The sequence below is a fragment of the Pseudomonas sp. GW704-F2 genome, assembly GCF_059423025.1.
The window spans coordinates 211,815-233,110 of record NZ_JBWKXO010000004.1 but is presented as its reverse complement, the minus strand read 5'-3'; the positions used below and the strand labels follow the sequence as shown (position 1 = coordinate 233,110).

Genomic DNA, 21,296 nt, shown 5'->3' with positions numbered 1-21,296 from the left:
CATCGTTTATTGCTTCCCTGAGCCGGAATTGAACTCTATATTGAACTTGTAATGAGTTATTTTTTTCGGCGATTGAACCCGTAAAAGCACACTATTAGGGCTAAAGATGGCTGTCAAAACAAATATTGACATGGTGTCAATTATGCGTGAGGGGTTGTCCAATGGGCAGGGCGTCAAGTACAAGCGTCTGTCCGATGTCATGGAACGGGGCATCCTCGAGGGCCTGATTGAACCGGGACGGAAACTGCCGCCCCATCGGGTACTTTCCGACAATCTGGGGGTGACCATCGGCACCATCAGCCGGGCCTACGGCGAGCTGGAACGCCTGGGGTTGGTGGTGGCACGGGTAGGTGACGGCACGTTCGTGCGCAAGCGTGGGATGGAGCGCCAACGGGATGAAGGTTTCCGCAACTTCAGCGAGGAGCCGCGCCAATACTTCGACATGAGCCGCAACATGCATATTCCGGGGCAGGAGACGGTGTTCCTGGCGCAGAGTTTCCAGACCCTGTCGACCAACGCCAAGTTTCTCCAGGACATCAGTGCCTACACGCCGGACGCCGGCCTGCCGCGTTACCGCGAAGCGGGCGCGCAGTGGCTGGTGCAGCGCGATTTTCATCCCATCCCCGAGCAGGTCATTTGCGTCAACGGCGGCCAGCACGGGTTGCTCTGCGCGATGATGGCGCTGCTGCGCGCCGGCGATACGGTGGTCACCGAACAATTGACGTATCCAGGACTGATCACCGCCGCGCGCATGCTCGGTGTGCGCCTGATCGGCCTGGAGATGGATGAAGAAGGTGTGCTGCCCGGGGCACTCGATGAAGTCTGTCGCAATCACCGGGTTTCGGCGTTGTACTGCACGCCCACCATCCAGAACCCGACCACTGCCGTGTTATCGGTCGCACGCCGCGAGGCGCTGGTCAAAGTCTGTCGTGAGCACAACCTGCTGATTCTTGAGGATGAAGCCCACGGTGTGCTGGTGGAAGACCGGCCGCCGCCCCTGAGCTATTTCGCGCCCGAGCGTACGATTTTGATCAGCAGCTTGAGCAAGGCCGTGTCGGCGGGGCTGCGTGTCGGCTATGTGCATGCGCCGCCGGCATTGGTCAGCCGTATTTCGGCGGCGCTGCGTTCGACCTGCTGGATGGCCACGCCGGTGACCCTGGAGCTGGCGACCCAGTGGATCGAGAACGGCACGGCGGAATACCTGCTGCGCCAGCAGATCAACGAGATCAGCCGGCGCAAGGCGTTGGTGCAGGGCCTGTTGGCCGGCCTGGAATACCGCACGCACCTCAATAGCCCGCACTTCTGGATTGAAGTCCCGGAGCCTTGGCGAGCGTCGGAAATCGAGGCCGAACTCAAGCAGAATAATTACCTGATCGCCACCGCCGAGGCGTTTGCCGTGGGGCAGACCGCAGTGCCGCAGTTTATCCGGGCGAGTATCTGCAATACGTCGGGAGATGATCAGTTGTTGCGGGCGGGGTTTGATGCGCTGGCCACTGCGTTGGGGCAGGGCGGTGGGCGCTTCCACCTTTAGGCGGGTTCACCGAATTATCGTTCATCGTGAGCAAGCCGGCTCCCACCTTTGGAATGCATTTTCCTGTGGGCGCGGGCTTGCTCGCGATGGCGTCGGTTCAGATAAGCAGATTATTTAAAGCGGCGTTCGACGCCTTTCTCCACCAGAATTTTCGCCGAGATCTCTTCCACCGAGAAATGCGTGGAATTGATGTGCGCAATGTTCTCTCGACGGAACAGATTTTCCACTTCGCGCACTTCGAATTCGCACTGGGCATAGCTGGAGTAGCGGCTGTTGGGCTTGCGCTCGTTGCGGATGGCCGTCAGGCGGTCCGGGTCTATGGTCAGCCCGAACAGCTTGTGCGAATGCGTGCGCAGGGCGGTCGGCAGCGTCAGGTGTTCCATGTCGTCTTCGGTCAGCGGGTAGTTGGCCGCGCGGATGCCGAATTGCATGGCCATGTACAGACAAGTCGGGGTCTTGCCGCAGCGCGACACGCCCACCAGGATGATGTCGGCCTTGTCGTAGTAGTGGGTGCGGGCTCCGTCGTCGTTGTCGAGGGCGAAGTTCACCGCCTCGATACGCTCCATGTAGTTGGAGTTATGCCCAATGGAATGGGACTTTCCGACGGAATAGGAGGAGTGTTCACTCAACTCTTGTTCCAGCGGCGCCAGGAAGCTCGAGAAAATGTCGATCATGAAACCATTGGACGTAGCAAGGATCTCACGAATGTCTTGATTGACGATGGTGTCGAAAATGATCGGACGAAAGCCGTCTTTTTCTGCCGCCAGATTGATTTGTTGTACCATGGCCCGCGCTTTATCCGCGTTGTCGATATACGGCCGCGTGAATTTGGCGAAAGTAACGTTTTCGAACTGCGCGAGCAGGCTTTGGCCCAGTGTTTCGGCTGTGATGCCGGTGCCGTCGGAAATAAAGAAAGCAGATCGTTTCATTTGAGCCCTGGGCCTTAAGCTGATGGCGAATCTTGGATATGATAGGCGCGATTTTGCCGTCCCTCTGTGGGCCGCATTCTCACTTATTTTCCAGGTCCAGGCCACAAGCGCTGGCGAATGCTCCTACTGAGCAGCCGGCGTCCTGAGCTTTTCCAATACAGAAAGTGGAGAGATCACCTTGGTAGAGTACGTAGTTTCCCTCGATAAGCTCGGCGTCCATGATGTGGAGCACGTAGGGGGCAAGAACGCATCCCTCGGCGAGATGATCAGTAATCTTGCAGGCGCTGGCGTCTCGGTGCCAGGTGGTTTTGCCACCACCGCCCAGGCTTACCGTGATTTTCTCGAACTGAGCGGCCTCAACGCCCAGATCCACGCCGCGCTGGACGCTCTGGACGTCGATGACGTCAACGCCCTGGCCAAGACCGGCGCCCAGATCCGTCAGTGGATCATGGAAGCTGAGTTCCCCGAGAAACTCAACGAAGAAATCCGCACGGCGTTCGCCACGCTGTCGGCCGGCAACCCGGACATGGCTGTCGCCGTGCGCTCCTCGGCCACCGCCGAAGACTTGCCCGACGCCTCTTTCGCGGGCCAGCAGGAGACCTTCCTCAACATCCGCGGCGTGGAAAACGTGATCCGCGCAGCCAAGGAAGTGTTCGCTTCGTTGTTCAATGATCGCGCCATTTCCTACCGCGTACACCAAGGTTTCGACCACAAGCTGGTGGCCCTGTCTGCCGGCGTGCAGCGCATGGTGCGTTCGGAAACCGGCACCGCCGGTGTGATGTTCACCCTGGATACCGAATCGGGCTTTCGTGACGTAGTGTTCATCACCGGTGCCTACGGCCTCGGCGAAACCGTCGTACAAGGCGCGGTAAACCCGGATGAATTCTACGTACACAAGGGCACCCTCGCAGCGGGTCGCCCGGCCATCCTGCGCCGTAACCTGGGCAGCAAGGCCATCAAGATGATCTACGGCGACGAGGCCAAGGCCGGTCGCTCGGTGAAAACCGTCGACGTGGATAAGGCCGAGCGCGCGCGCTTCTGCCTGACCGACGCTGAAGTCAGCGAGCTGGCGAAACAGGCGATGATCATCGAGAAGCACTACCAGTGCCCGATGGACATCGAGTGGGCCAAAGACGGCGACGACGGCAAGCTGTACATCGTGCAGGCGCGTCCGGAAACCGTGAAGAGCCGCACTTCGGCCAACGTCATGGAACGCTACCTGCTCAAGGAAACCGGCACTGTGCTGGTGGAAGGCCGCGCCATCGGTCAGCGCATCGGCGCCGGCAAGGTACGGATCATCAAGGACGTGTCCGAGATGGACAAGGTCCAGCCCGGTGACGTGCTGGTCTCCGACATGACCGACCCGGACTGGGAACCCGTGATGAAGCGCGCCAGCGCCATCGTCACCAACCGTGGCGGGCGCACCTGCCACGCGGCGATCATCGCCCGTGAACTGGGGATTCCTGCGGTAGTCGGTTGCGGCAACGCCACCCAACTGCTCAAGGATGGCCAGGGTGTGACCGTGTCCTGCGCCGAAGGCGATACCGGCTTTATCTTCGAAGGCGAGTTGGGCTTCGACATCAAGCAAAACTCCATCGATGCGATGCCTGACCTGCCGTTCAAGATCATGATGAACGTCGGCAACCCGGACCGTGCCTTCGACTTCGCGCAACTGCCGAACGCCGGTGTGGGCCTGGCTCGCCTGGAATTCATCATCAACCGCATGATCGGCGTCCACCCCAAGGCCCTGTTGAACTACGACGGCCTGCCGCCGGAAATCAAGGACAGCGTCGACAAGCGCATCGCTGGCTACAACGACCCGGTGGGCTTCTATGTCGAGAAGCTGGTGGAAGGCATCAGCACCCTGGCCGCGGCGTTCTACCCGAAAAAGGTCATCGTGCGTCTGTCGGACTTCAAGTCCAACGAATACGCCAACCTGATCGGCGGCAAGCTTTACGAGCCGGAAGAAGAAAACCCGATGCTGGGCTTCCGTGGCGCCTCGCGTTACATCAGCGAAGCGTTCCGTGATTGCTTCGAGCTCGAGTGCCGCGCCCTCAAGCGCGTGCGCAACGAGATGGGCCTGACCAACGTCGAGATCATGGTGCCGTTCGTCCGTACCCTGGGCGAAGCGAGCCAGGTGGTGGACCTGTTGGCCGAAAACGGCTTGTCCCGTGGTGAAAACGGCCTGCGCGTGATCATGATGTGCGAGCTGCCATCCAACGCCATTCTGGCCGAAGAGTTCCTGGAGTTCTTCGACGGTTTCTCCATCGGCTCCAACGACCTGACCCAGCTGACCCTGGGCCTGGACCGCGACTCGGGGATCATCGCGCACTTGTTCGATGAGCGTAACCCTGCGGTCAAGAAGCTGCTGGCCAACGCCATTCAGGCCTGTAACAAGGCCGGCAAGTACATCGGCATTTGCGGCCAAGGCCCTTCCGATCACCCTGACCTGGCCAAATGGCTGATGGAACAGGGCATCGAAAGCGTCTCGCTGAACCCCGATTCGGTGCTGGAAACCTGGTTCTTCCTGGCGGAAGGCCAAGCGTCCGCCTAAGGTCGACGCGTCAAAAGTGCCGGTCAATCGTCAGGTTGGCCGGCATTCTTATCTGTACAGGGCGGAACTCCTTCCGGACGCCGCCCTTTTTTGTGCAAGAGCATTATGCAAAGCAGCAGCAACCTGTTTCCCGTCGCCCTGATCAGCGCTGAACGTCGTGGCGACCTGAGTGAAGATGTGTACCGGCTCAAACCCGGCAACAGTCCCGACGGCACCGTCGAGCTGGCCGTGACGCGTCTGGGCCTGGCCGATGTCGCGCAAAACCGCGGCATCCCTGTGATTTTGTTACATGGCAGCTTTTCCAACCGGCGCTTCTGGTACTCGCCCAAGGGTGTCGGCCTGGGCGCCTACCTGGCACGCCAGGGGTTCGATGTGTGGATACCGGAAATGCGCGGCCACGGCCTGTCCAAGCGCAACCAGGACTACACCCGCAATCGGGTCGCGGACTACGCCCGCTACGATTTGCCGGCCATCGGTGCGTTCGTGCGCGAACAGAGTGCGCAGATTCCCCACTGGATCGGGCATTCCCTTGGCGGCACCACCCTGGCGGCGGCCTTGGGTGGCCAGTACCTCGGTGCGCCGGCGGTGGCTTCAGTGGCGCTGTTCGGCAGCCAGGTCAGTCGCACCTACTGGCCGTTGAAAATTCCACCGCTGGAGTGGGGCGCTCGCTTGCTCCTGAAGCGCTTTGGCCAGTTGTCCGGCCCGCGGCTCAAGCGCGGCCCCGAGGACGAGCCGGTGGGCGTGATGATCGAGAGCATGCGCTGGCATGGCCTCTTCGGCCGGTTTGGCGAGGCCGGCCGTGATTGGTGGAAAGGCCTGGCGGAAGTCGACGTGCCGCTGCTGGTCGTCAGTGCCACCGGCGACCAGCAGGACCCGGACTGGGCCTGCCGCAAGCTGTACGAACAAGTCGGCTCCGCACCGCGGCAATACCTGCGCCTGGGGCGCCAACAAGGTTTTACCGGGGATTTCGGGCATGTGGAGATGTTGGTCAGCAAAGCGGCCCAGGCCGAAGTCTGGCCGCTGGTGGCGCAATGGCTGAAAGATCCGCTGACACCATTGTTGGGTGCTCAGGCTGATGCATTGGTCGTAGTTTGACGCAGCGCTCTGCCAAGGGCGTTTCGCTCGTCTTTGGTTGCGGCTAAGATATGACGCGTTAAATGCTTCTGGTCATATTCAGTCGCGCAGTGGCTATTGCGTAACGGCGAAACGGATGGGATGTTTTGCTGCTGCTTCGGCCGGCGCCTCTTTCGAAAGACACGTCTTTGACAGAAAGGAAATTTTCAATGAACCACTACGTCACTCCCGATCTTTGCGACGCCTACCCGGAACTGGTGCAGGTGGCCGAGCCGATGTTCAGCAACTTCGGCGGCCGCGATTCCTTTGGCGGCGAGATCGTCACCATCAAATGCTTCGAAGATAACTCCCTGGTCAAGGAGCAGGCCGACCAGCCAGGCGCCGGCAAGGTGCTGGTGGTCGACGGTGGTGGCTCCCTGCGTCGCGCGCTGCTGGGCGACATGATCGCCGAGAAAGCCGCGAAAAACGGTTGGGAAGGGCTGGTGATCTACGGTTGCATCCGGGATGTCGACGTCGTCGCCCAGACCGACCTCGGCGTGCAGGCGTTGGCCAGCCACCCGATGAAGACTGACAAGCGCGGCATTGGCGATTTGAACGTGGCAGTGACCTTTGCCGGTGTGACATTCCGTCCGGGTGAGTACATCTACGCCGACAATAATGGCGTGATCGTGTCGCCCAGCCCGCTGAAAATGCCCGAATAAACCGCAATAACCGACAGGGGTGAGGATGTTCGAGGAAGAAAACGCGCAGTGGGGCCTGGTGCATGCCCTGGTGCTGGATGGTAAAGGCGGTGCGCGTTCGATTGCCCGAACTGAGCTTGACCAATTGCAACTGCAGCCCCAGGAAAGCCTGTGGCTGCATTGGGATCGCAGCCACCCGCAAACCCAGACCTGGCTGCGCAAGGCCAGTGGCTTGAGTGAGTTCGCCTGTGACCTGCTGCTGGAGGAGAACACCCGCCCGCGCCTGTTGCCGTTGCCGGACGCGGAACTCCTGCTGTTCCTGCGCGGGGTCAACCTCAACCCTGGCGCTGAGCCGGAAGACATGGTTTCGGTGCGTATCTTCGCCGCTGCCAGCCGGGTGATTTCCCTGCGCTTGCGCCCGCTGCGCGCCACCGATGAGCTGCTGGTGCAGTTGGCGGATGGCAAGGGGCCAAAAACCGCGTCTGAACTCATCCTGTATATGGCGCAGTACCTGACGCACAAAGTCCAGGACCTGGTGTCCGACCTGTCTGAAATCGTCGACGTAGAGGAAGAAAAACTCGATACCGACGAACGGTATACCCCGGAGCATGGCAGCATTTTGCAGATCCGTCGGCGAGCGGCCGGGCTCAAGCGATTCCTGGCGCCGCAGCGGGATATCTTTGCCCAACTGACGCGGATCAAATTGTCGTGGTTCTGTGATGACGATGCCGACTATTGGAACGAATTGAACAACAGCCTGACCCGCTACCTGGAAGAACTCGAATTGACCCGGGAGCGCGTGGGGCTTGTGCTGGAGGCCGAAGATCGGCGCTTGAGCATACGCATGAACCGTACAATGTACCGCTTCGGGATCATCACCGGGATCTTCCTGCCGATGAGTTTTCTGACCGGCTTGTTAGGTATCAATGTGGGGGGCATACCGTTCTCCGCCAGTCCTTATGGATTTGTGATTGCCTGCCTGTTGATGGTCTCGGTGGCGCTCGGACAATGGTGGCTATTTCGACGATTGCGCTGGGTTTGAGCTGAATGTGACCTGAACGTAGGAAGGGGCCGATGTGACCTCAGGAATTTAACCCTCGTCTTTTAAAACACTTGCGAGAGGTCTTTATGCACGATCCGTTCGAACAGTCTTTGCGTGACATGCTCAATGCTTCGCCATCCAACCGGGATGACGATGCCTGCCTGGGCCGCGTGTTGAAAACCGCCAACCGTCAGGTCGGGGCGGGGGATCTGTTCGGTCTGCTCGGTCGTTGGCTGCCGGCGTTGATGATGGCCCTGAACAATGGTTCGGCCCACGTCTCGCCGGTTTCCCGTCGTAAACCTCTTGCTCGCACTGCTGATAAGGCTGATTGAATATGGAACTTGATCTCTGGACCCAGAGCCTGGTCACCGCGATGACCGCATTGTGGACCAAGGTGGCGAATTTCATTCCCAACCTGTTTGGGGCGCTGGTCCTGGTATTGCTGGGTTTTGTCGTGGCCAAGCTGCTCGACACCCTGCTGTCCAAGCTGCTCGCCAAACTCGGTCTGGACCGCTTGATGGCAGGCACCGGCCTGACCAAGCTGCTCGGCCGCGCCGGGCTGCAGGTGCCGATCTCGACCTTGATCGGCAAGATCGTTTACTGGTTCGTTTTGTTGATTTTTCTGGTTTCTGCGGCTCAATCCCTTGGCCTTGAGCGAGTTTCAGCTACGCTAGACATGCTGGCACTGTATCTACCGAAAGTATTCGGCGGCGCGCTGGTGCTTCTCGTCGGCGTTCTGCTTGCGCAATTGGCCAACGGGCTGGTACGCGGGGCCGCTGAAGGCGTCGGGCTGGACTACGCAGCAGGCCTGGGGCGAATCGCCCAGGGGCTGGTGATCATCATCAGTATTTCCGTCGCGATCAGCCAGTTGGAGGTCAAGACTGACCTGCTAAACCACGTGATTGTGATTGTTTTGATTACCGTTGGTCTGGCCGTTGCGCTGGCCATGGGTCTGGGAAGTCGGGAAATTGCCGGTCAGATTCTGGCGGGAATCTATGTGCGTGAGTTGTATCAGGTAGGGCAGCACGTGCGTGTGGGCGAGGTCGAGGGGCAAATCGAGGAGATCGGTACGGTCAAGACAACTGTGCTGACCGATGACGGCGACCTGGTGTCGCTGTCCAATCGGATTCTCCTGGAGCAGCAGGTCAGTAGCCGCTAACCCGGCAAACCCTGCTAATGTACGCCGCCGCGAACCCGGGTGACCGGGCTGTGGCGGACATTGACCTGACTGTCGGCACGACTTGTTTTGAATAAAGCCCAAACGCTGTCCACGCGCTATGACCCCCGTGAGCTCTCTGATGAGGAGTTGGTCGCGCGCGCACACACGGAGCTGTTTCACGTAACACGCGCGTACGAAGAATTGATGCGCAGATATCAACGCACTCTGTTCAACGTTTGTTCAAGGTATTTAGGGAACGATAGAGATGCGGATGATGTCTGTCAGGAAGTGATGCTCAAGGTGTTGTATGGCCTGAAGAACTTCGAGGGCAAATCGAAGTTCAAGACATGGCTCTACAGCATCACGTACAACGAGTGCATCACGCAGTATCGTAAGGAACGGCGAAAGCGTCGCTTGATGGACGCCTTGAGTCTGGACCCCCTTGAGGAGGCGTCTGAAGAAAAGACGCCGGCACCCGAGGAGAAGGGCGGACTTGATCGCTGGTTGGTGCATGTGAACCCGATTGACCGCGAAATTCTGGTGCTACGTTTTGTCGCAGAGCTGGAATTTCAGGAAATCGCTGACATCATGCATATGGGTTTGAGTGCTACAAAAATGCGTTACAAACGTGCTCTTGATAAATTACGTGAGAAATTTGCGGGCGAGACTGAAACTTAGTGCGTGGCAAATATCTCTTACGTGTAGGCAAGTTCTGTTAGACTTGTCGCCGAGTTGTCCCCCGGTTTGTGGGACTGCTTTACAATCACCAGATGGGGATTTAACGGATGAAACTGAAAAACACCTTGGGCTTGGCCATTGGTTCTCTTATTGCCGCTACTTCTTTCGGCGTTCTGGCACAAGGCCAAGGCGCAGTTGAAGGCGAGCTGTTCTACAAGAAGCAGTACAACGATAGCGTCAAACATATCGAAGACGGCTTCAACCCAGGCGCTCGCATTGGTTATTTCCTGACCGACGACCTGTCGTTGAACTTGTCCTACGACAAGACCAACCACACCCGTTCGAACGACGGTACCGGTAGCCAGAAGATCAAAGGCGATACCAGCAGCCTCGTGGCCCAGTATCACTTCGGTCAAGCTGGCGTCGACTCCCTGCGTCCATACGTAGAAGGCGGTGTCGGTCACCAGAGCCGTGGCAACGTTCGTGCTGATGGCCACAGCGGTCGCGACCAAACTACCCAGCTCATCGCTGGTACTGGCGTGAAGTACTACTTCACCAACAACCTGTACGCTCGTGCCGGTGTTGAAGCTGACTACGCACTGGACAACGGCAAGTGGGATTACTCCGCACTGGTCGGCCTGGGTGTGAACTTCGGCGGTAACGCTGGCGCAGTTGCTCCAGCTCCTACCCCAGCACCAGCTCCAGAGCCAGTTGCAGAGCCAGAAGCTCCGGTTGCTCAGGTTGTTCGTGTTGAGCTGGACGTTAAGTTCGACTTCGACAAGTCGGTTGTTAAGCCTAACAGCTACAGCGACGTGAAAAACCTGGCTGACTTCATGGCTCAGTACCCAGCTACCCACGTAGAAGTGGCTGGTCACACTGACTCCGTGGGTCCAGACGCCTACAACCAGAAGCTGTCCCAGCGTCGTGCTGACGCTGTTAAGCAAGTTCTGGTTAAAGACGGCGTAGCACCTAGCCGCATCACCTCGGTAGGTTACGGCGAATCCCGCCCAGTTGCTGACAACGCAACTGAAGCTGGTCGCGCTATCAACCGTCGCGTAGAAGCTGCTGTTGAAGCTCAAGCTGCTCAGTAATTACTGAGTAGTAGAAAAAAACCCGGCTTCGGCCGGGTTTTTTTTCGCCTGGGGTTTGCCTCAGGCGCTGGCTGCCGCTGCGACGCTCGCTGCTTGCGAGGTGGCGGCGACACTGCCGATCACCAGGATCGCCGGGCTCTTCAGGGCGAACGCCTGCGCATCCTCGTGCATCTGCGACAAATGGCTACGGCACTCCCGCTGCTGCGGCAATGAGGCATTTTCGATCATCGCCACGGGCATATCCGCGGCCATCCCGCCTTCCAGCAACTGCTGACGAAGCTCTTCCAGCTTCGCCACTCCCATATAGATCACCAGCGTCGTCCCGCCTTCCGCCAGCGCGCGCCAATTAAGGCTGCTGTCGTCCTGGGTGTGCGCTGTGACCAGCGTCACGCCGCGGCTGACACCACGCAAGGTCAGTGGAATCGCGCAGTTCGTCGCGCCCGCCAGCCCGGCTGTGATCCCGTTGACCAACTCGACTTCGACGCCGCGTTCGCGCAGCCACATCGCCTCTTCGCCACCGCGCCCGAAAATGCACGGGTCGCCGCCCTTGAGCCGTACCACGCACTTGCCCTGGCGGGTGTAGCGCAACATCAGGCGGTGGATGAAGTCCTGCGGCGTTGAGCGGCAGCCCCCACGCTTGCCGACGGTGATCACCCGCGCTGCCGTGCAGTGTTCCAGTACCTGCGGGTTGACCAGATCATCGATCAGCACCACATCGGCGCAGTTCATCGCCCGAACCGCCTTGAGGGTCAACAGCTCCGGGTCGCCAGGGCCCGCACCCACCAGCCAGACTTTTGCGTTCATGTGTTTTCCCTCGTCTAGAGATGACGTCAGCGGTGAAAGAGTAAGTAAAGAAGCGCCAGATTGATCAGCATCGAGAGCAACCCCAGGGTGCGCCAGACCTTCAAGGGTTCCCGCTCCAGCAACGGCCGGGGGCGGACACTCAGTTCCCGTCGGTCTGCCTGCTCCAGCACCAGCAGCCATTCTTCGGCGGTTTCATAACGTTGTGCAGGTTGAGCCGCCACCGCGCGCTCGAGGCTGAGTGGTAACCAGTCCGGCAGGTCGGGGCGGTAGCTGCTGGCGCTGACCGGTTGGGTGAATCTGGGCCGTTGGAAAGCCTCAATTTCACCGTAGGGGTAATGCCCAGTCAGCAAGTAATACAGGCTGACACCTACGCTGTATAAGTCTTGTTGGGCTGTGGGACGGTCGCCCTGGAACGCTTCGGGCGCGATAAAGCTTGGTGTGCCGGGCAGTACATGCGCGCGATCCTCGGAGAGACCCGGGCAGTAGGCCAGGCCGAAATCCAGTACGCGCAACTCACCATCGTCACCCAGCAGCAGGTTCTCCGGTTTGATGTCACGGTGCAGTATTTGCCGGCGATGTAACAGGCCTACCGCCCGCAGCAAGCGTTCGGCCACGAATTGCCATTGCGCCAGGGGCAATGGGCCCTGTTGCAGGAATAGCTGCGCCAGGGTTTGCCCCGGATATTCACGCATCACGTAGTACAAGTGCTGACGCCCGCTGGCCGCGTGGACTTCAGGAAACGCGCGCCCGGCCACCCGCCGCAGAAACCATTCCTCCGACAGCAAGGCTTGACCGGCGTCGTTGTCATCGTCACGGCTGAGGGGCAGGGTTTTCAGCAACCAGGGTTGCTGCTGGGCATCGCGGACCCGGTACAGCAACGACTGGCGGCTCTGCGCCAATACGCTTTCCACCTGCCAGCCTTCGAACTGTTGCCCGGCTTTCAGCGCGGGTGGCAGCGGCCATTGCTGCAATTGCACCAGCGCGTCGCCCAGGGTCGCGGCGCCGAGTTTATCGATGCGTACCAGCAGGGCACTGGCGTTGTCCTGGCTGCCGGCCAGGTGTGCGGCGGTGACCAGGGTGTGTACCGCCAGATCGAGGTCGGTCTGCTCGCGCAGGATCGCACTGATGCTGTGATCACCCAAAGTCGCCCACACCCCATCGCTGAGCAGCAGGAAGCATTCGCCCTCGCGCAATTGGCCGTCGAGAAAATCCAGCACCAGGTGTTGATCCAGGCCGAGCGCGCGCTTGAGCACATGCTGCATGCCCGGCTGTTCCCATACATGATCTTCGCTGATGCGCTGCAATTCGCCGTCCAGCCAGCGATACGCCCGGCAGTCGCCGACGTGGGCCAAGGTGAAGCGTTGCCCGCGAAACACCAGGGCACTGAGGGTGGTCAGCAACGGCTGGCCACCGCCATTGGCCCGCAGCCAGCGATTCTGCGCCAGCAACAGACGTTCGAGCGCCTGGGCCACGCCCCAGGTTTGCGGTGTGGCGTAGTAGTCCAGGGCCAACGCCTGCAAGGTCGAGCGTGCGGCCAGACCGCCGTCGGCGCATTGGCTGACACCGTCGGCGATGGCGCACAGGTAACCCTTGCTCGCGGCCAGCTCCGCCAGGGGCGTGACCACGCGCAGGGCGTCCTGGTTCTCGGCTCGCGGGCCGATGGCGCTGGCCTGGGCGACGCTCAGGTGCAGGCTCATCAGACGCGCGCGGCGGTCACGGCAGCCGAGCCCCAGGTGGTTCTCCAGCGGCGCTTGACGCCGTGCAGGCCGAACCAGGCCAGTACGCCGAGGCTGGCGAACAACCACAGGGCCAGTTGATAGCTGCCGGTGCTTTGTTTGATCGCACCCATGCCCGCCGCCAGGGCGAAGCCACCGATACCGCCGGCCATGCCGATCAGGCCGGTCATTACGCCGATCTCACGGCGGAAACGCTGGGGCACCAACTGGAACACCGCGCCATTACCGGCGCCAAGGCCGAGCATGGTGCAGACGAACAGTGCCAGGGCCGCGTAGGAGCTGGGCAAGTTGAAACCCACCGCAGCGATGCAGATCGCCGCCACGCTGTACATGCCCAGCAACGTGCGAATCCCGCCGAAACGGTCGGCCAGGGCGCCGCCGAGTGGGCGCATCAGGCTACCGCCGAACACGCAGGCGGCGGTGTAGTAGCCGGCGGTCACCGGGCTCAGGCCGTATTGGTCGTTGAAGTAGCCGGGCAGGGCGCTGGCCAGGCCGATGAAGCCGCCGAAGGTCACGCTGTAGAAAAACATGAACCACCAGCTGTCACGGTCGCCGAGGGCCTTGAAGTAGTCGGTCATGGATTTGGCCTTCGGGCGTTCGGGGGCATTGCGCGCAAGCCAGGCGAAGATGATCAGGGTCAGGATCAACGGAATCAGGGCGAAACCGAACACATTGCTCCAGCCGAACGCCGCCGCGAGTACCGGTGCCAGTATGGCTGCGAACACAGTGCCCGAGTTGCCGGCGCCGGCGATGCCCATGGCTTTGCCCTGGTGCTCCGCGGGATACCACTGGGACGCCAACGGTAGGGCGACCGCGAAGGACGCTCCGGCCATCCCCAGGCACAACCCCAGCAACAGGGCTTGTTCATAGCTGTGGATGCCGAGTTTCCAGGCGCCGAAGAGTGCGGCGATCACAATCACCTGGCCGATCAGCCCGGCGGTCTTGGGCGAGAGTCTGTCCGCCAGCATGCCCATCAGAAAACGCAGCACCGCGCCTGCCAGGATGGGGGTCGCCACCACCAGGCCGCGTTGTTGCGTGGTCAGGTGCAGGTCGGCGGCGATCTGCACCGCCAGCGGGCCCAGTAGGTACCAGACCATGAAGCTCAGGTCGAAATACAGGAACGCGGCAAACAGGGTCGGGGTGTGCCCGGATTTCCAGAAGCTTGATTTCATCACGCACCTCAACGGTTGGGAGTCTTGTAAGAAGGCCTGGTGATGGAACAGCCGGCTACGGCCGCCCCACCGGCCCCGTGTCAAAGGGCCAAAACAAAAAAACGCCGCCACCGGGTCCGCGAGGGCAAACCGGGTGTGCGACGTCTTTGTCGTGAAGGGGCAACCGCCGTTGGTTACCTGTGTTGAATACTTAGCAAGTCCTGGGCCAATCTGCCGTAGCCGCTGTCGAGGAGGGTTAGCCCAGCAACTCGCTCATGGCGATGATCTGCTCCGCCACCTGGATCAGTTTCTGCTGGCGGCTCATGGCCTGGCGGCGCATCAGGGTGTAGGCCTCTTCCTCGTTGCAGTTCTTCATTTTCATCAGCATGCCTTTGGCCAGTTCGATGCGCTTGCGCTCGGCCAGCTGTTGATCGCGGGCCTGCAGCTGGGCGCGCAGGGCCTGGTCGCTTTCGAAGCGGGCCATGGCCACGTCGAGGATCGGCTGCAGGCGTTGGGCCTGGATACCTTCGACAATATAGGCGCTGACGCCGGATTTGATGGCCTGGCGCATGACGTCCGGGTCGTGTTCGTCGGTAAACATCACGATCGGACGCGGTCGGTCGCGGCTGACCAGCACCACTTGCTCCATCACATCGCGGCCGGGTGACTCGGTATCGATCAGGATTACGTCCGGCCGCACCGTTTCGACGCGCGCAGGCAGATCGATGGTCAGGCCCGACTCATCGATCACCTCAAACCCGGCCTCGGTCAGTGCCGCCTTGAGGCGCCCGACCTTGCGCGGTGTGTCGTTGATCAACAGGATTCGCAACATATCGGTCCTCCTGTCAGCGCAAGGCGTGGCGGCTGGTGTGGTCGGCCAGGGCATGGAGGCGGAAGCTGCGGGCGTAGGCGGCGGGGGCGGAGCCATCCCAGATCTTGCCGTCGATCAGTTGGCTGCTGCGCATGTCCTGGGCGTTCGCGGTGACGCCGACGGCATCGGCTGCCTGGCGATACAGCTCCAGTTGCTGCACTTGGCGGGCAAGGCCGAGGTAGTCCGGGTCTTCGCGCAACAGGCCCCAGCGGCGAAACTGGGTCATGAACCACATGCCGTCGGAGAGGTAGGGCACGTTCACCTCGCCATCGGCGAAAAAGCGCAGTGCGTGGGGATCTTGCCACTGGTTGCCAAGCCCATCGTCGTAAGTCCCGAGCAGACGCGGCTCGATGCAGTCGAGTGGCGCGTCGAGGTACTCGCGGGCGCTGAGCAGCTGCGCGGTGGAACGGCGGTTTTCGTGGCTCGCCTCGATAAAGCGGCTGGCCTCCAGAATCGCCATCACCAGTACGCGGGCGGTGTTGGGGTATTGGTCGACGAACGCTTGGGTGCAGCCGAGCACCTTTTCCGGGTGGTCCGGCCAGATCGCCTGGCTGGTCGCCAGAGTGAAGCCCTGGTTCTGCTTCACCGCACTGGCGCTCCAGGGTTCGCCGACACAAAAACCGTCGATGCGCCCGGCCAATAGGTGCGCCACCATTTGCGGCGGCGGTACCACCACACTGTTCACATCCTGCAATGGATGGATACCTTGGCTCGCCAGCCAGTAATACAGCCACATGGCGTGGGTGCCTGTGGGAAACGTCTGGGCGAAGGTCAGTTTTGTTCGGCTTTGGTGCACGTGGCGATCCAGTGCCTCAGGAGTGACCACCCCTTGCTGTTGCAGGTCGTGGGACAGGTTGATGCTCTGCCCGTTCTGGTTCAGCCCCATCAGTACCGCCATATCGGTGGCGGCCACGCCGCCGATGCCCAGGTGTACGGCGTAGATCAGCCCATACAGGCTGTGGGCGGCATCCAGTTCGCCGCTGACCAGTTTGTCGCGCAGGTTGGCCCACGACGACTGACGCTTGAGGTTCAGTGTCAAGCCATAGGGTTGCGCGAAGCCCTGGGTGGCCGCGACCACCAGCGAGGCGCAATCGCTCAAGGCCATGAAGCCCAGGTCGAGGCTGCTCTTTTCCGGGGCGTCACTGCCGTTGACCCAAGCCAGCGGGTCGTTTATCGGGCTGTTGCCGTCCGAATCGTTCATCAACACCTACCTTTTCGTTCAAAAAAAAGCGTCGCTCCCTCAGATGGCGGCGCGAGCCATTGCGGGTAACGACGCCTTTGTCCGTAAGCCCGCTCCGACGTTGGCGCGCGCTCTGATACAGAGTGCATAGCAAGGCACATGCCACGGGCGGAACGGCGCGCTACGCCGTCAACTTTCCATCAAGATTGAAACGCCACAGGCTTTCAGTATGGCCGCTTCCCTATGCCAGACTGCCCAGGAAACCCCACGGTGTACGCTGATTCTCCGACAACGATGGCCGCCCATCGGCTGTGCCGCTGGCTGTTTTACGCGGTGTTGATGCTGGGCTGTGCGTCTGCCCGGGGTGAGACTTACCAGGCGCGGGACGAAAGCCTGCACACGTTTTTCAGCGCGTTGTCGCTGCCTCTCGGCCTGCCGGTCGTTGTCAGCCGGTCGGCGGCTCGGCAACGCGTTGACGGAACCTACGATTTCAGCCGGGCACAGCAGGTGCTGGAGGCGGTAGCCGAGCAGCATCACCTGATCTGGTACAGCGACGGGCAGGTGCTCTACCTCTACGCAGCAGATGAAGCGAAGAGCTCGGCGGTGACGCTGCGGCATATTTCCGTCTCAAGGCTGCGCGAGTTCATGCGTCGCTCGGGGCTCGATGAGTCCCGCTACCCGCTGCGGGAGAGCGGGGGCCGGATGTTCTATGTGTCCGGGCCGGCGAACTATGTCGACCAGGTGCTGCACCTTACGCAATTGATGGACCGCCAGCGGGCCGCGCTCCGTGTGGGCCAGCAGGCGTTTGGCGTGGTGCAGGTGCTCAATACCCATGTGGCGGACCGCGAGTACGTCATGGGCGAGGAAAAGGTCAATGTGCCGGGCATGGCGTCGCTGATCGAGACCGTGCTTTCCCGCGAACAACAGGCCCCCGCGCAACGGCCGCCCGGCTTGCTGGCCGACAAGAGCCTGGCCGTGATTCCTTACCCGGATACCAACAGCCTGCTGATCAAGGGCAAGCCTGCCCAGGTGCGTTTTATCGAGCAATTGGTGGCGGAGCTGGATGTGCCCAAGCGCGCGATCGAGGTTTCGCTGTGGCTGGTGGACGTGGACCGTGACGAACTGAAGAAAATCGATCAGGCCTGGGCCGAGGAAACCCACACATCAACTTCGGCGACCCGGGTGCTGGAGCCGTTGGAGGACAATCGCCTGATGGCGCAGATCGCCGTGCTGGAGCGACGACGGCGCGCGCGGGTGGTGACACTGCCGGTGATTCTCACCCAGGAGAACGTTCCTGCGGTGTTCCAGGATAACCACACACTCTACGTGCCGGGGCCCGCCGTCGCTCGCACCGACTGGAAACCCATACGCTATGGCACCCAGGTCAGCGCGTTGCCGCGGTTTGCCGAGGCGAACGAGATCGAGATGCTGCTGAGCCTTGAGGATGACCGCCAGATGGGCGAGGCGGGGCGGCGTCAGAAAATGACCGCGGTCGGGAGGGTCAGCGTCAGCAGTGTCGTTCGGATGCCGCAGGGGAAACGCCTGTGGTTGGGCGGGTTTCGCCGGGATGTTGATGCGCAGGGGCGTGCCACTGCGCGTGGCCAGCGTGCCGAAGTACGGCTGTTTGTGATTCAGGCCCGGGCCGTGGGCAACGAGCTCAAGACCCTGGATGGCACCGTCGGGCCGCCACCGCTGACTCAGCCGCAATACGAACGGGTGCAACGTGCGTTTGTGCGGTCGATTCGCGATGTCGATCAATGAGGTAGGCGCTCGTCATGCATCTGGAAATTCTTTTGCAGGAACAACTGATCACGCGCAAGCGGCTGGCGTTGTTTGCACCGGGGAAAGTGCTGCCGCTGGCACCGGAGGTCATCCATTGCGTGGAAGTGCGCGTCAACGGCCAGTTACTGGCTCTGGGCGAATTGGTGCAGTTGGAAGACCGCCTGGGGGTTGAGCTGCTTGAGGTCTACCAGGAGTGGGTATCGCCTTAGTTATCAGTTCCAGTGAGATTTCTTACAAGGCGCTTCCGGAAAGCCCTGCTGATATGGGCTTTCTCCTAGGGTGGCTCGGGGAGGCCTTTTTTATAGTCGTGCGGTCGGCGTATGCGCCATTTCTGGAAATCAGGATTTCAATGTCAGTGGTTGGATGCAGAGGTGTGTATGGCCGTGGTGAATGATGGAGGGATGACGATTTCCCTGGTCTTTGGCCGCTGGACCCTGCATGGCGATGGACGCTTGACCGGCGAGGGCGTGGATATCCAGTTGCCGCCCAAGGAATGGCAAGTGCTGCGCTTGTTGTTGGTGTCCGGTGGTGCGCTGATGACCAAAGACTGTTTGCTTGAAATGGCTTGGCGCCAGGGAGAGGTGTCGGAGGAGTCGCTGACGCGCTGCATTTATTCGTTGCGTAAACATCTGCGCGCCGACAAAGGGTTTATCAAGACGATCTATGGCAGGGGCTATCGCTTTACATGCCCGGTGCGGCCAGCCGAGCGCGCCTCGTTGCAGCCCATCGATGTTTGTTCGGCCTGTGGCAGGTAGCCCCGGGATGCGCAATGCGTGGCGCAAGGGCCTGTTGCTGGTGGTGCTGATGGGCAGCAATAAGGCGCTGGCGTATTGTTGGGATGAGGTGGCCAGTCGCTACGATCTTGAGCCGGAATTGCTGCAGGCCATTGCCGCCGTAGAGTCGGGTTACCGTGCGGGCGCGATGAATTACAACAATCGCAACGGCACCCGCGATATCGGTCTGATGCAGATCAACAGCATTCACTTGCCCCGCTTGCTCAAACGAGGCATCACCGAAGACCGGCTGTTGAGTGAGCCGTGCCTGTCAGTAGAGGTCGGGGCCTCGATTCTTGCCGAGTTCGTTCAGCGCTTCGGCTATAACTGGACGGCCATCGGCGCCTACAACGCAGGCCCGGGGCCTGGTCCACAGCGTGAGGCGTTGCGCTTGCAGTACGCACAGAAGGTCTGGGCCCGTTACGAAGCGTTGGTCGCGCATCGCTACTGACGATTGGGCGGCACGCCTCGCACGCAGGCCGCCAGCCCGGCTATAATCGCCGCCACTTATCGCCGCCATCCGAGTCTAGCCCGCCCATGTATACCCTGGCCCGCCAGCTGTTGTTCAAACTCTCCCCGGAGACTTCCCATGATCTGTCCCTGGACCTGATCGGTGCCGGTGGCCGCCTGGGGCTCAATGGCCTGGTATGCAAGGCGCCGGCGAAAATGCCGGTTTCGGTGATGGGGCTCGACTTTCCCAACCCAGTCGGGCTGGCTGCCGGCCTGGACAAGAACGGTACGGCCATCGATGGCTTTGCGCAGTTGGGTTTTGGTTTCGTCGAAATCGGCACCGTGACCCCGCGCCCTCAACCAGGCAACCCCAAGCCGCGCATCTTTCGCCTGCCGGAGGCCGAGGCGATCATCAACCGCATGGGCTTCAACAACCTCGGTGTCGATCACCTGCTGTCGCGGGTCCAGGCGGCGAAGTACAAGGGCGTCCTCGGGATCAATATCGGCAAGAATTTCGACACGCCGGTGGAGCGCGCGGTGGATGACTACCTGATCTGCCTGGACAAGGTCTACGCCCACGCCAGCTACGTCACGGTGAACGTCAGCTCGCCCAACACCCCGGGTCTGCGCAGCCTGCAGTTCGGTGATTCCCTCAAGCAATTGCTCGAAGCCTTGCGCCTGCGCCAGGAAGACCTCGCCGTGCGCCATGGCAAGCGTGTGCCGTTGGCGATCAAGATCGCTCCGGACATGACGGATGAAGAAACCGTGCTGGTCGCCCAGGCCCTGGTGGAGTCAGGCATGGATGCGGTGATTGCCACCAACACCACCCTCAGCCGTGTCGGTGTTGAAGGCCTGGCCCATGGCGACGAAACGGGCGGCTTGTCGGGCGCTCCGGTGCGTGACAAAAGCACGCACATCGTCAAGGTGCTGGCCGCCGAGCTGGCCGGGCGTTTGCCGATCATCGCGGTCGGCGGTATCACCGAAGGCAAGCACGCGGCCGAGAAGATCGCCGCTGGTGCGAGCCTGGTGCAGCTGTATTCCGGCTTTATCTACAAGGGCCCGGCGCTGATTCGCGAGGCGGTGGACGCGATCGCGGCATTGCCCAAAAAGGCCTGAACACGTCCAATAAAAAGGGCTCCTCAAGAGGAGCCCCTGGGCCGAAGCCCGCCGCCTGGATAGGGCGTGCGTGGTTAAGTCGTTAGCTATATTCGTGCTGGTGTCGGAATTGAATGCCCTTGATTAGCCGACCGCGTGAAGTTCGTTGAGTCTGTGGATGCCCGCAGTGCCTGTCATACCGTCCCAGTTGTCGCCGCGTCCTTCTCGCCAGCCGTTGATCCAGGCTTGGCGTACCGACGGTAGAGTAAATGGGCAAAGCTCACGGGATTTGCCATGAACGCCGTATTGATATCCGCGTAAAAATGCTCTTTCCAACGGATCACGCTTAAGTCTTCTCATAGGGTGTTTCCCTCACTTGTTGACTGTCTTGATATCCTTCGGCCTCGTCTGAGGCCGGGCAGAGTTTTTCTGCCGTTGGTGCGGCCCGCTGCCGGCGTGGCGAGCCAATGTGCCAGCGTCGTTGTGGCGCTGACCTGTGTTGAGTTCTAACCAATAGGTCACATGGATTCAATGATCGTTTTGTCATAAGCACGTAACAATAACGATGTTATAGCCATAAGCTGGGATGGCTTTTCGCCCCTTTTATTGGGCAAAGCCGGCTATGATGTGCCTTACGAAGAGAATGGCTTAATCCCTTGCTGAAAAAGCCCGCCCGTTGCAGTCGGTTATTATTCGACGAAGGGTCTGAATATTTC

At 60.7% G+C, this 21,296-nt stretch carries 21 protein-coding genes; 14 read left to right on the top strand and 7 right to left on the bottom strand.

Annotation, left to right across the window (positions count from 1 at the left end; translation table 11 throughout):
• Positions 1 to 106 precede the first annotated feature (106 nt).
• Entirely contained in the window at positions 107 to 1,531 is a 1,425-nt protein-coding gene (locus tag AC07W0_RS05660) for an aminotransferase-like domain-containing protein (RefSeq protein ID WP_046382422.1), read from the top strand.
• A gap of 110 nt (positions 1,532 to 1,641) precedes the next feature.
• Here AC07W0_RS05660 and ppsR read toward each other — a convergent pair whose 3' ends face one another.
• Positions 1,642 to 2,460 (bottom strand): posphoenolpyruvate synthetase regulatory kinase/phosphorylase PpsR, encoded by an 819-nt coding sequence (gene ppsR, locus AC07W0_RS05655; protein ID WP_017845204.1) that lies wholly within the window; start codon positions 2,458 to 2,460, stop codon positions 1,642 to 1,644.
• Between the two features lie 178 nt (positions 2,461 to 2,638).
• On the opposite strand from ppsR, the gene ppsA reads away from it, so the two are divergent.
• The 8 genes from ppsA (at position 2,639) to AC07W0_RS05615 (ending at position 10,738) form a co-directional block, all read left to right on the top strand.
• On the top strand, positions 2,639 to 5,014 hold the full coding sequence (gene ppsA, locus AC07W0_RS05650; RefSeq protein WP_026139809.1) for a phosphoenolpyruvate synthase: 2,376 nt from the start codon (positions 2,639 to 2,641) through the stop codon (positions 5,012 to 5,014).
• Between the two features lie 105 nt (positions 5,015 to 5,119).
• Complete coding sequence (locus AC07W0_RS05645; protein ID WP_102617605.1) at positions 5,120 to 6,109, top strand: alpha/beta fold hydrolase; 990 nt, start codon at positions 5,120 to 5,122, stop codon at positions 6,107 to 6,109.
• Positions 6,110 to 6,297: 188 nt separating this feature from the next.
• On the top strand, positions 6,298 to 6,789 hold the full coding sequence (rraA, locus tag AC07W0_RS05640; RefSeq protein WP_017845207.1) for a ribonuclease E activity regulator RraA: 492 nt from the start codon (positions 6,298 to 6,300) through the stop codon (positions 6,787 to 6,789).
• A 25-nt stretch (positions 6,790 to 6,814) separates the two neighbouring features.
• Positions 6,815 to 7,810, top strand: coding sequence for a zinc transporter ZntB (locus AC07W0_RS05635; protein ID WP_102617606.1), 996 nt, complete (start codon positions 6,815 to 6,817; stop codon positions 7,808 to 7,810).
• Positions 7,811 to 7,896: 86 nt separating this feature from the next.
• Positions 7,897 to 8,142, top strand: coding sequence for a hypothetical protein (locus AC07W0_RS05630; RefSeq protein ID WP_005790375.1), 246 nt, complete (start codon positions 7,897 to 7,899; stop codon positions 8,140 to 8,142).
• A gap of 2 nt (positions 8,143 to 8,144) precedes the next feature.
• Positions 8,145 to 8,969: a mechanosensitive ion channel family protein gene (locus AC07W0_RS05625; protein ID WP_017845209.1), complete on the top strand. Its 825-nt coding sequence runs from the start codon at positions 8,145 to 8,147 to the stop codon at positions 8,967 to 8,969.
• An 87-nt stretch (positions 8,970 to 9,056) separates the two neighbouring features.
• Positions 9,057 to 9,647, top strand: a complete 591-nt coding sequence (gene sigX / locus AC07W0_RS05620; RefSeq protein ID WP_017845210.1) for an RNA polymerase sigma factor SigX — start codon at positions 9,057 to 9,059, stop codon at positions 9,645 to 9,647.
• Between the two features lie 107 nt (positions 9,648 to 9,754).
• Complete coding sequence (locus AC07W0_RS05615; RefSeq protein WP_017845211.1) at positions 9,755 to 10,738, top strand: OmpA family protein; 984 nt, start codon at positions 9,755 to 9,757, stop codon at positions 10,736 to 10,738.
• Positions 10,739 to 10,798: 60 nt separating this feature from the next.
• Here AC07W0_RS05615 and cobA read toward each other — a convergent pair whose 3' ends face one another.
• The 5 genes from cobA to AC07W0_RS05590 all read right to left on the bottom strand — a co-directional run bounded on the left by cobA (position 10,799) and on the right by AC07W0_RS05590 (position 16,501).
• Complete coding sequence (gene cobA, locus AC07W0_RS05610) at positions 10,799 to 11,542, bottom strand: uroporphyrinogen-III C-methyltransferase (RefSeq protein WP_046489391.1); 744 nt, start codon at positions 11,540 to 11,542, stop codon at positions 10,799 to 10,801.
• 26 nt (positions 11,543 to 11,568) lie between these two features.
• Entirely contained in the window at positions 11,569 to 13,239 is a 1,671-nt protein-coding gene (locus tag AC07W0_RS05605; protein ID WP_102617607.1) for a bifunctional protein-serine/threonine kinase/phosphatase, read from the bottom strand.
• Entirely contained in the window at positions 13,239 to 14,450 is a 1,212-nt protein-coding gene (locus AC07W0_RS05600; protein ID WP_102617608.1) for a nitrate/nitrite transporter, read from the bottom strand. Before AC07W0_RS05600 ends, AC07W0_RS05605 begins: the two co-directional genes overlap by 1 nt.
• 235 nt (positions 14,451 to 14,685) lie before the next feature.
• On the bottom strand, positions 14,686 to 15,261 hold the full coding sequence (locus AC07W0_RS05595; protein ID WP_017845215.1) for an ANTAR domain-containing response regulator: 576 nt from the start codon (positions 15,259 to 15,261) through the stop codon (positions 14,686 to 14,688).
• 13 nt (positions 15,262 to 15,274) lie between these two features.
• On the bottom strand, positions 15,275 to 16,501 hold the full coding sequence (locus tag AC07W0_RS05590; protein WP_102617609.1) for a CmpA/NrtA family ABC transporter substrate-binding protein: 1,227 nt from the start codon (positions 16,499 to 16,501) through the stop codon (positions 15,275 to 15,277).
• Positions 16,502 to 16,774: 273 nt separating this feature from the next.
• Here AC07W0_RS05590 and sctC point away from each other — a divergent pair, with 273 nt between their 5' ends.
• The 5 genes from sctC (at position 16,775) to AC07W0_RS05565 (ending at position 20,601) form a co-directional block, all read left to right on the top strand.
• On the top strand, positions 16,775 to 18,241 hold the full coding sequence (sctC, locus tag AC07W0_RS05585; RefSeq protein WP_102617610.1) for a type III secretion system outer membrane ring subunit SctC: 1,467 nt from the start codon (positions 16,775 to 16,777) through the stop codon (positions 18,239 to 18,241).
• A 14-nt stretch (positions 18,242 to 18,255) separates the two neighbouring features.
• On the top strand, positions 18,256 to 18,471 hold the full coding sequence (locus AC07W0_RS05580) for a FliM/FliN family flagellar motor switch protein (protein WP_017845218.1): 216 nt from the start codon (positions 18,256 to 18,258) through the stop codon (positions 18,469 to 18,471).
• 168 nt (positions 18,472 to 18,639) lie between these two features.
• Positions 18,640 to 19,017, top strand: a complete 378-nt coding sequence (locus tag AC07W0_RS05575; protein ID WP_046382432.1) for a winged helix-turn-helix domain-containing protein — start codon at positions 18,640 to 18,642, stop codon at positions 19,015 to 19,017.
• Positions 19,018 to 19,024: 7 nt separating this feature from the next.
• Positions 19,025 to 19,486 carry a transglycosylase SLT domain-containing protein gene (locus AC07W0_RS05570; protein WP_102617611.1) on the top strand — a complete coding sequence of 154 codons (462 nt, stop codon included), beginning with the start codon at positions 19,025 to 19,027 and terminating at the stop codon, positions 19,484 to 19,486.
• An 86-nt stretch (positions 19,487 to 19,572) separates the two neighbouring features.
• Positions 19,573 to 20,601, top strand: coding sequence for a quinone-dependent dihydroorotate dehydrogenase (locus AC07W0_RS05565; RefSeq protein ID WP_017845221.1), 1,029 nt, complete (start codon positions 19,573 to 19,575; stop codon positions 20,599 to 20,601).
• A gap of 123 nt (positions 20,602 to 20,724) precedes the next feature.
• Here AC07W0_RS05565 and rmf read toward each other — a convergent pair whose 3' ends face one another.
• Positions 20,725 to 20,940, bottom strand: coding sequence for a ribosome modulation factor (rmf, locus tag AC07W0_RS05560; RefSeq protein ID WP_002553055.1), 216 nt, complete (start codon positions 20,938 to 20,940; stop codon positions 20,725 to 20,727).
• Positions 20,941 to 21,296: the final 356 nt, after the last annotated feature.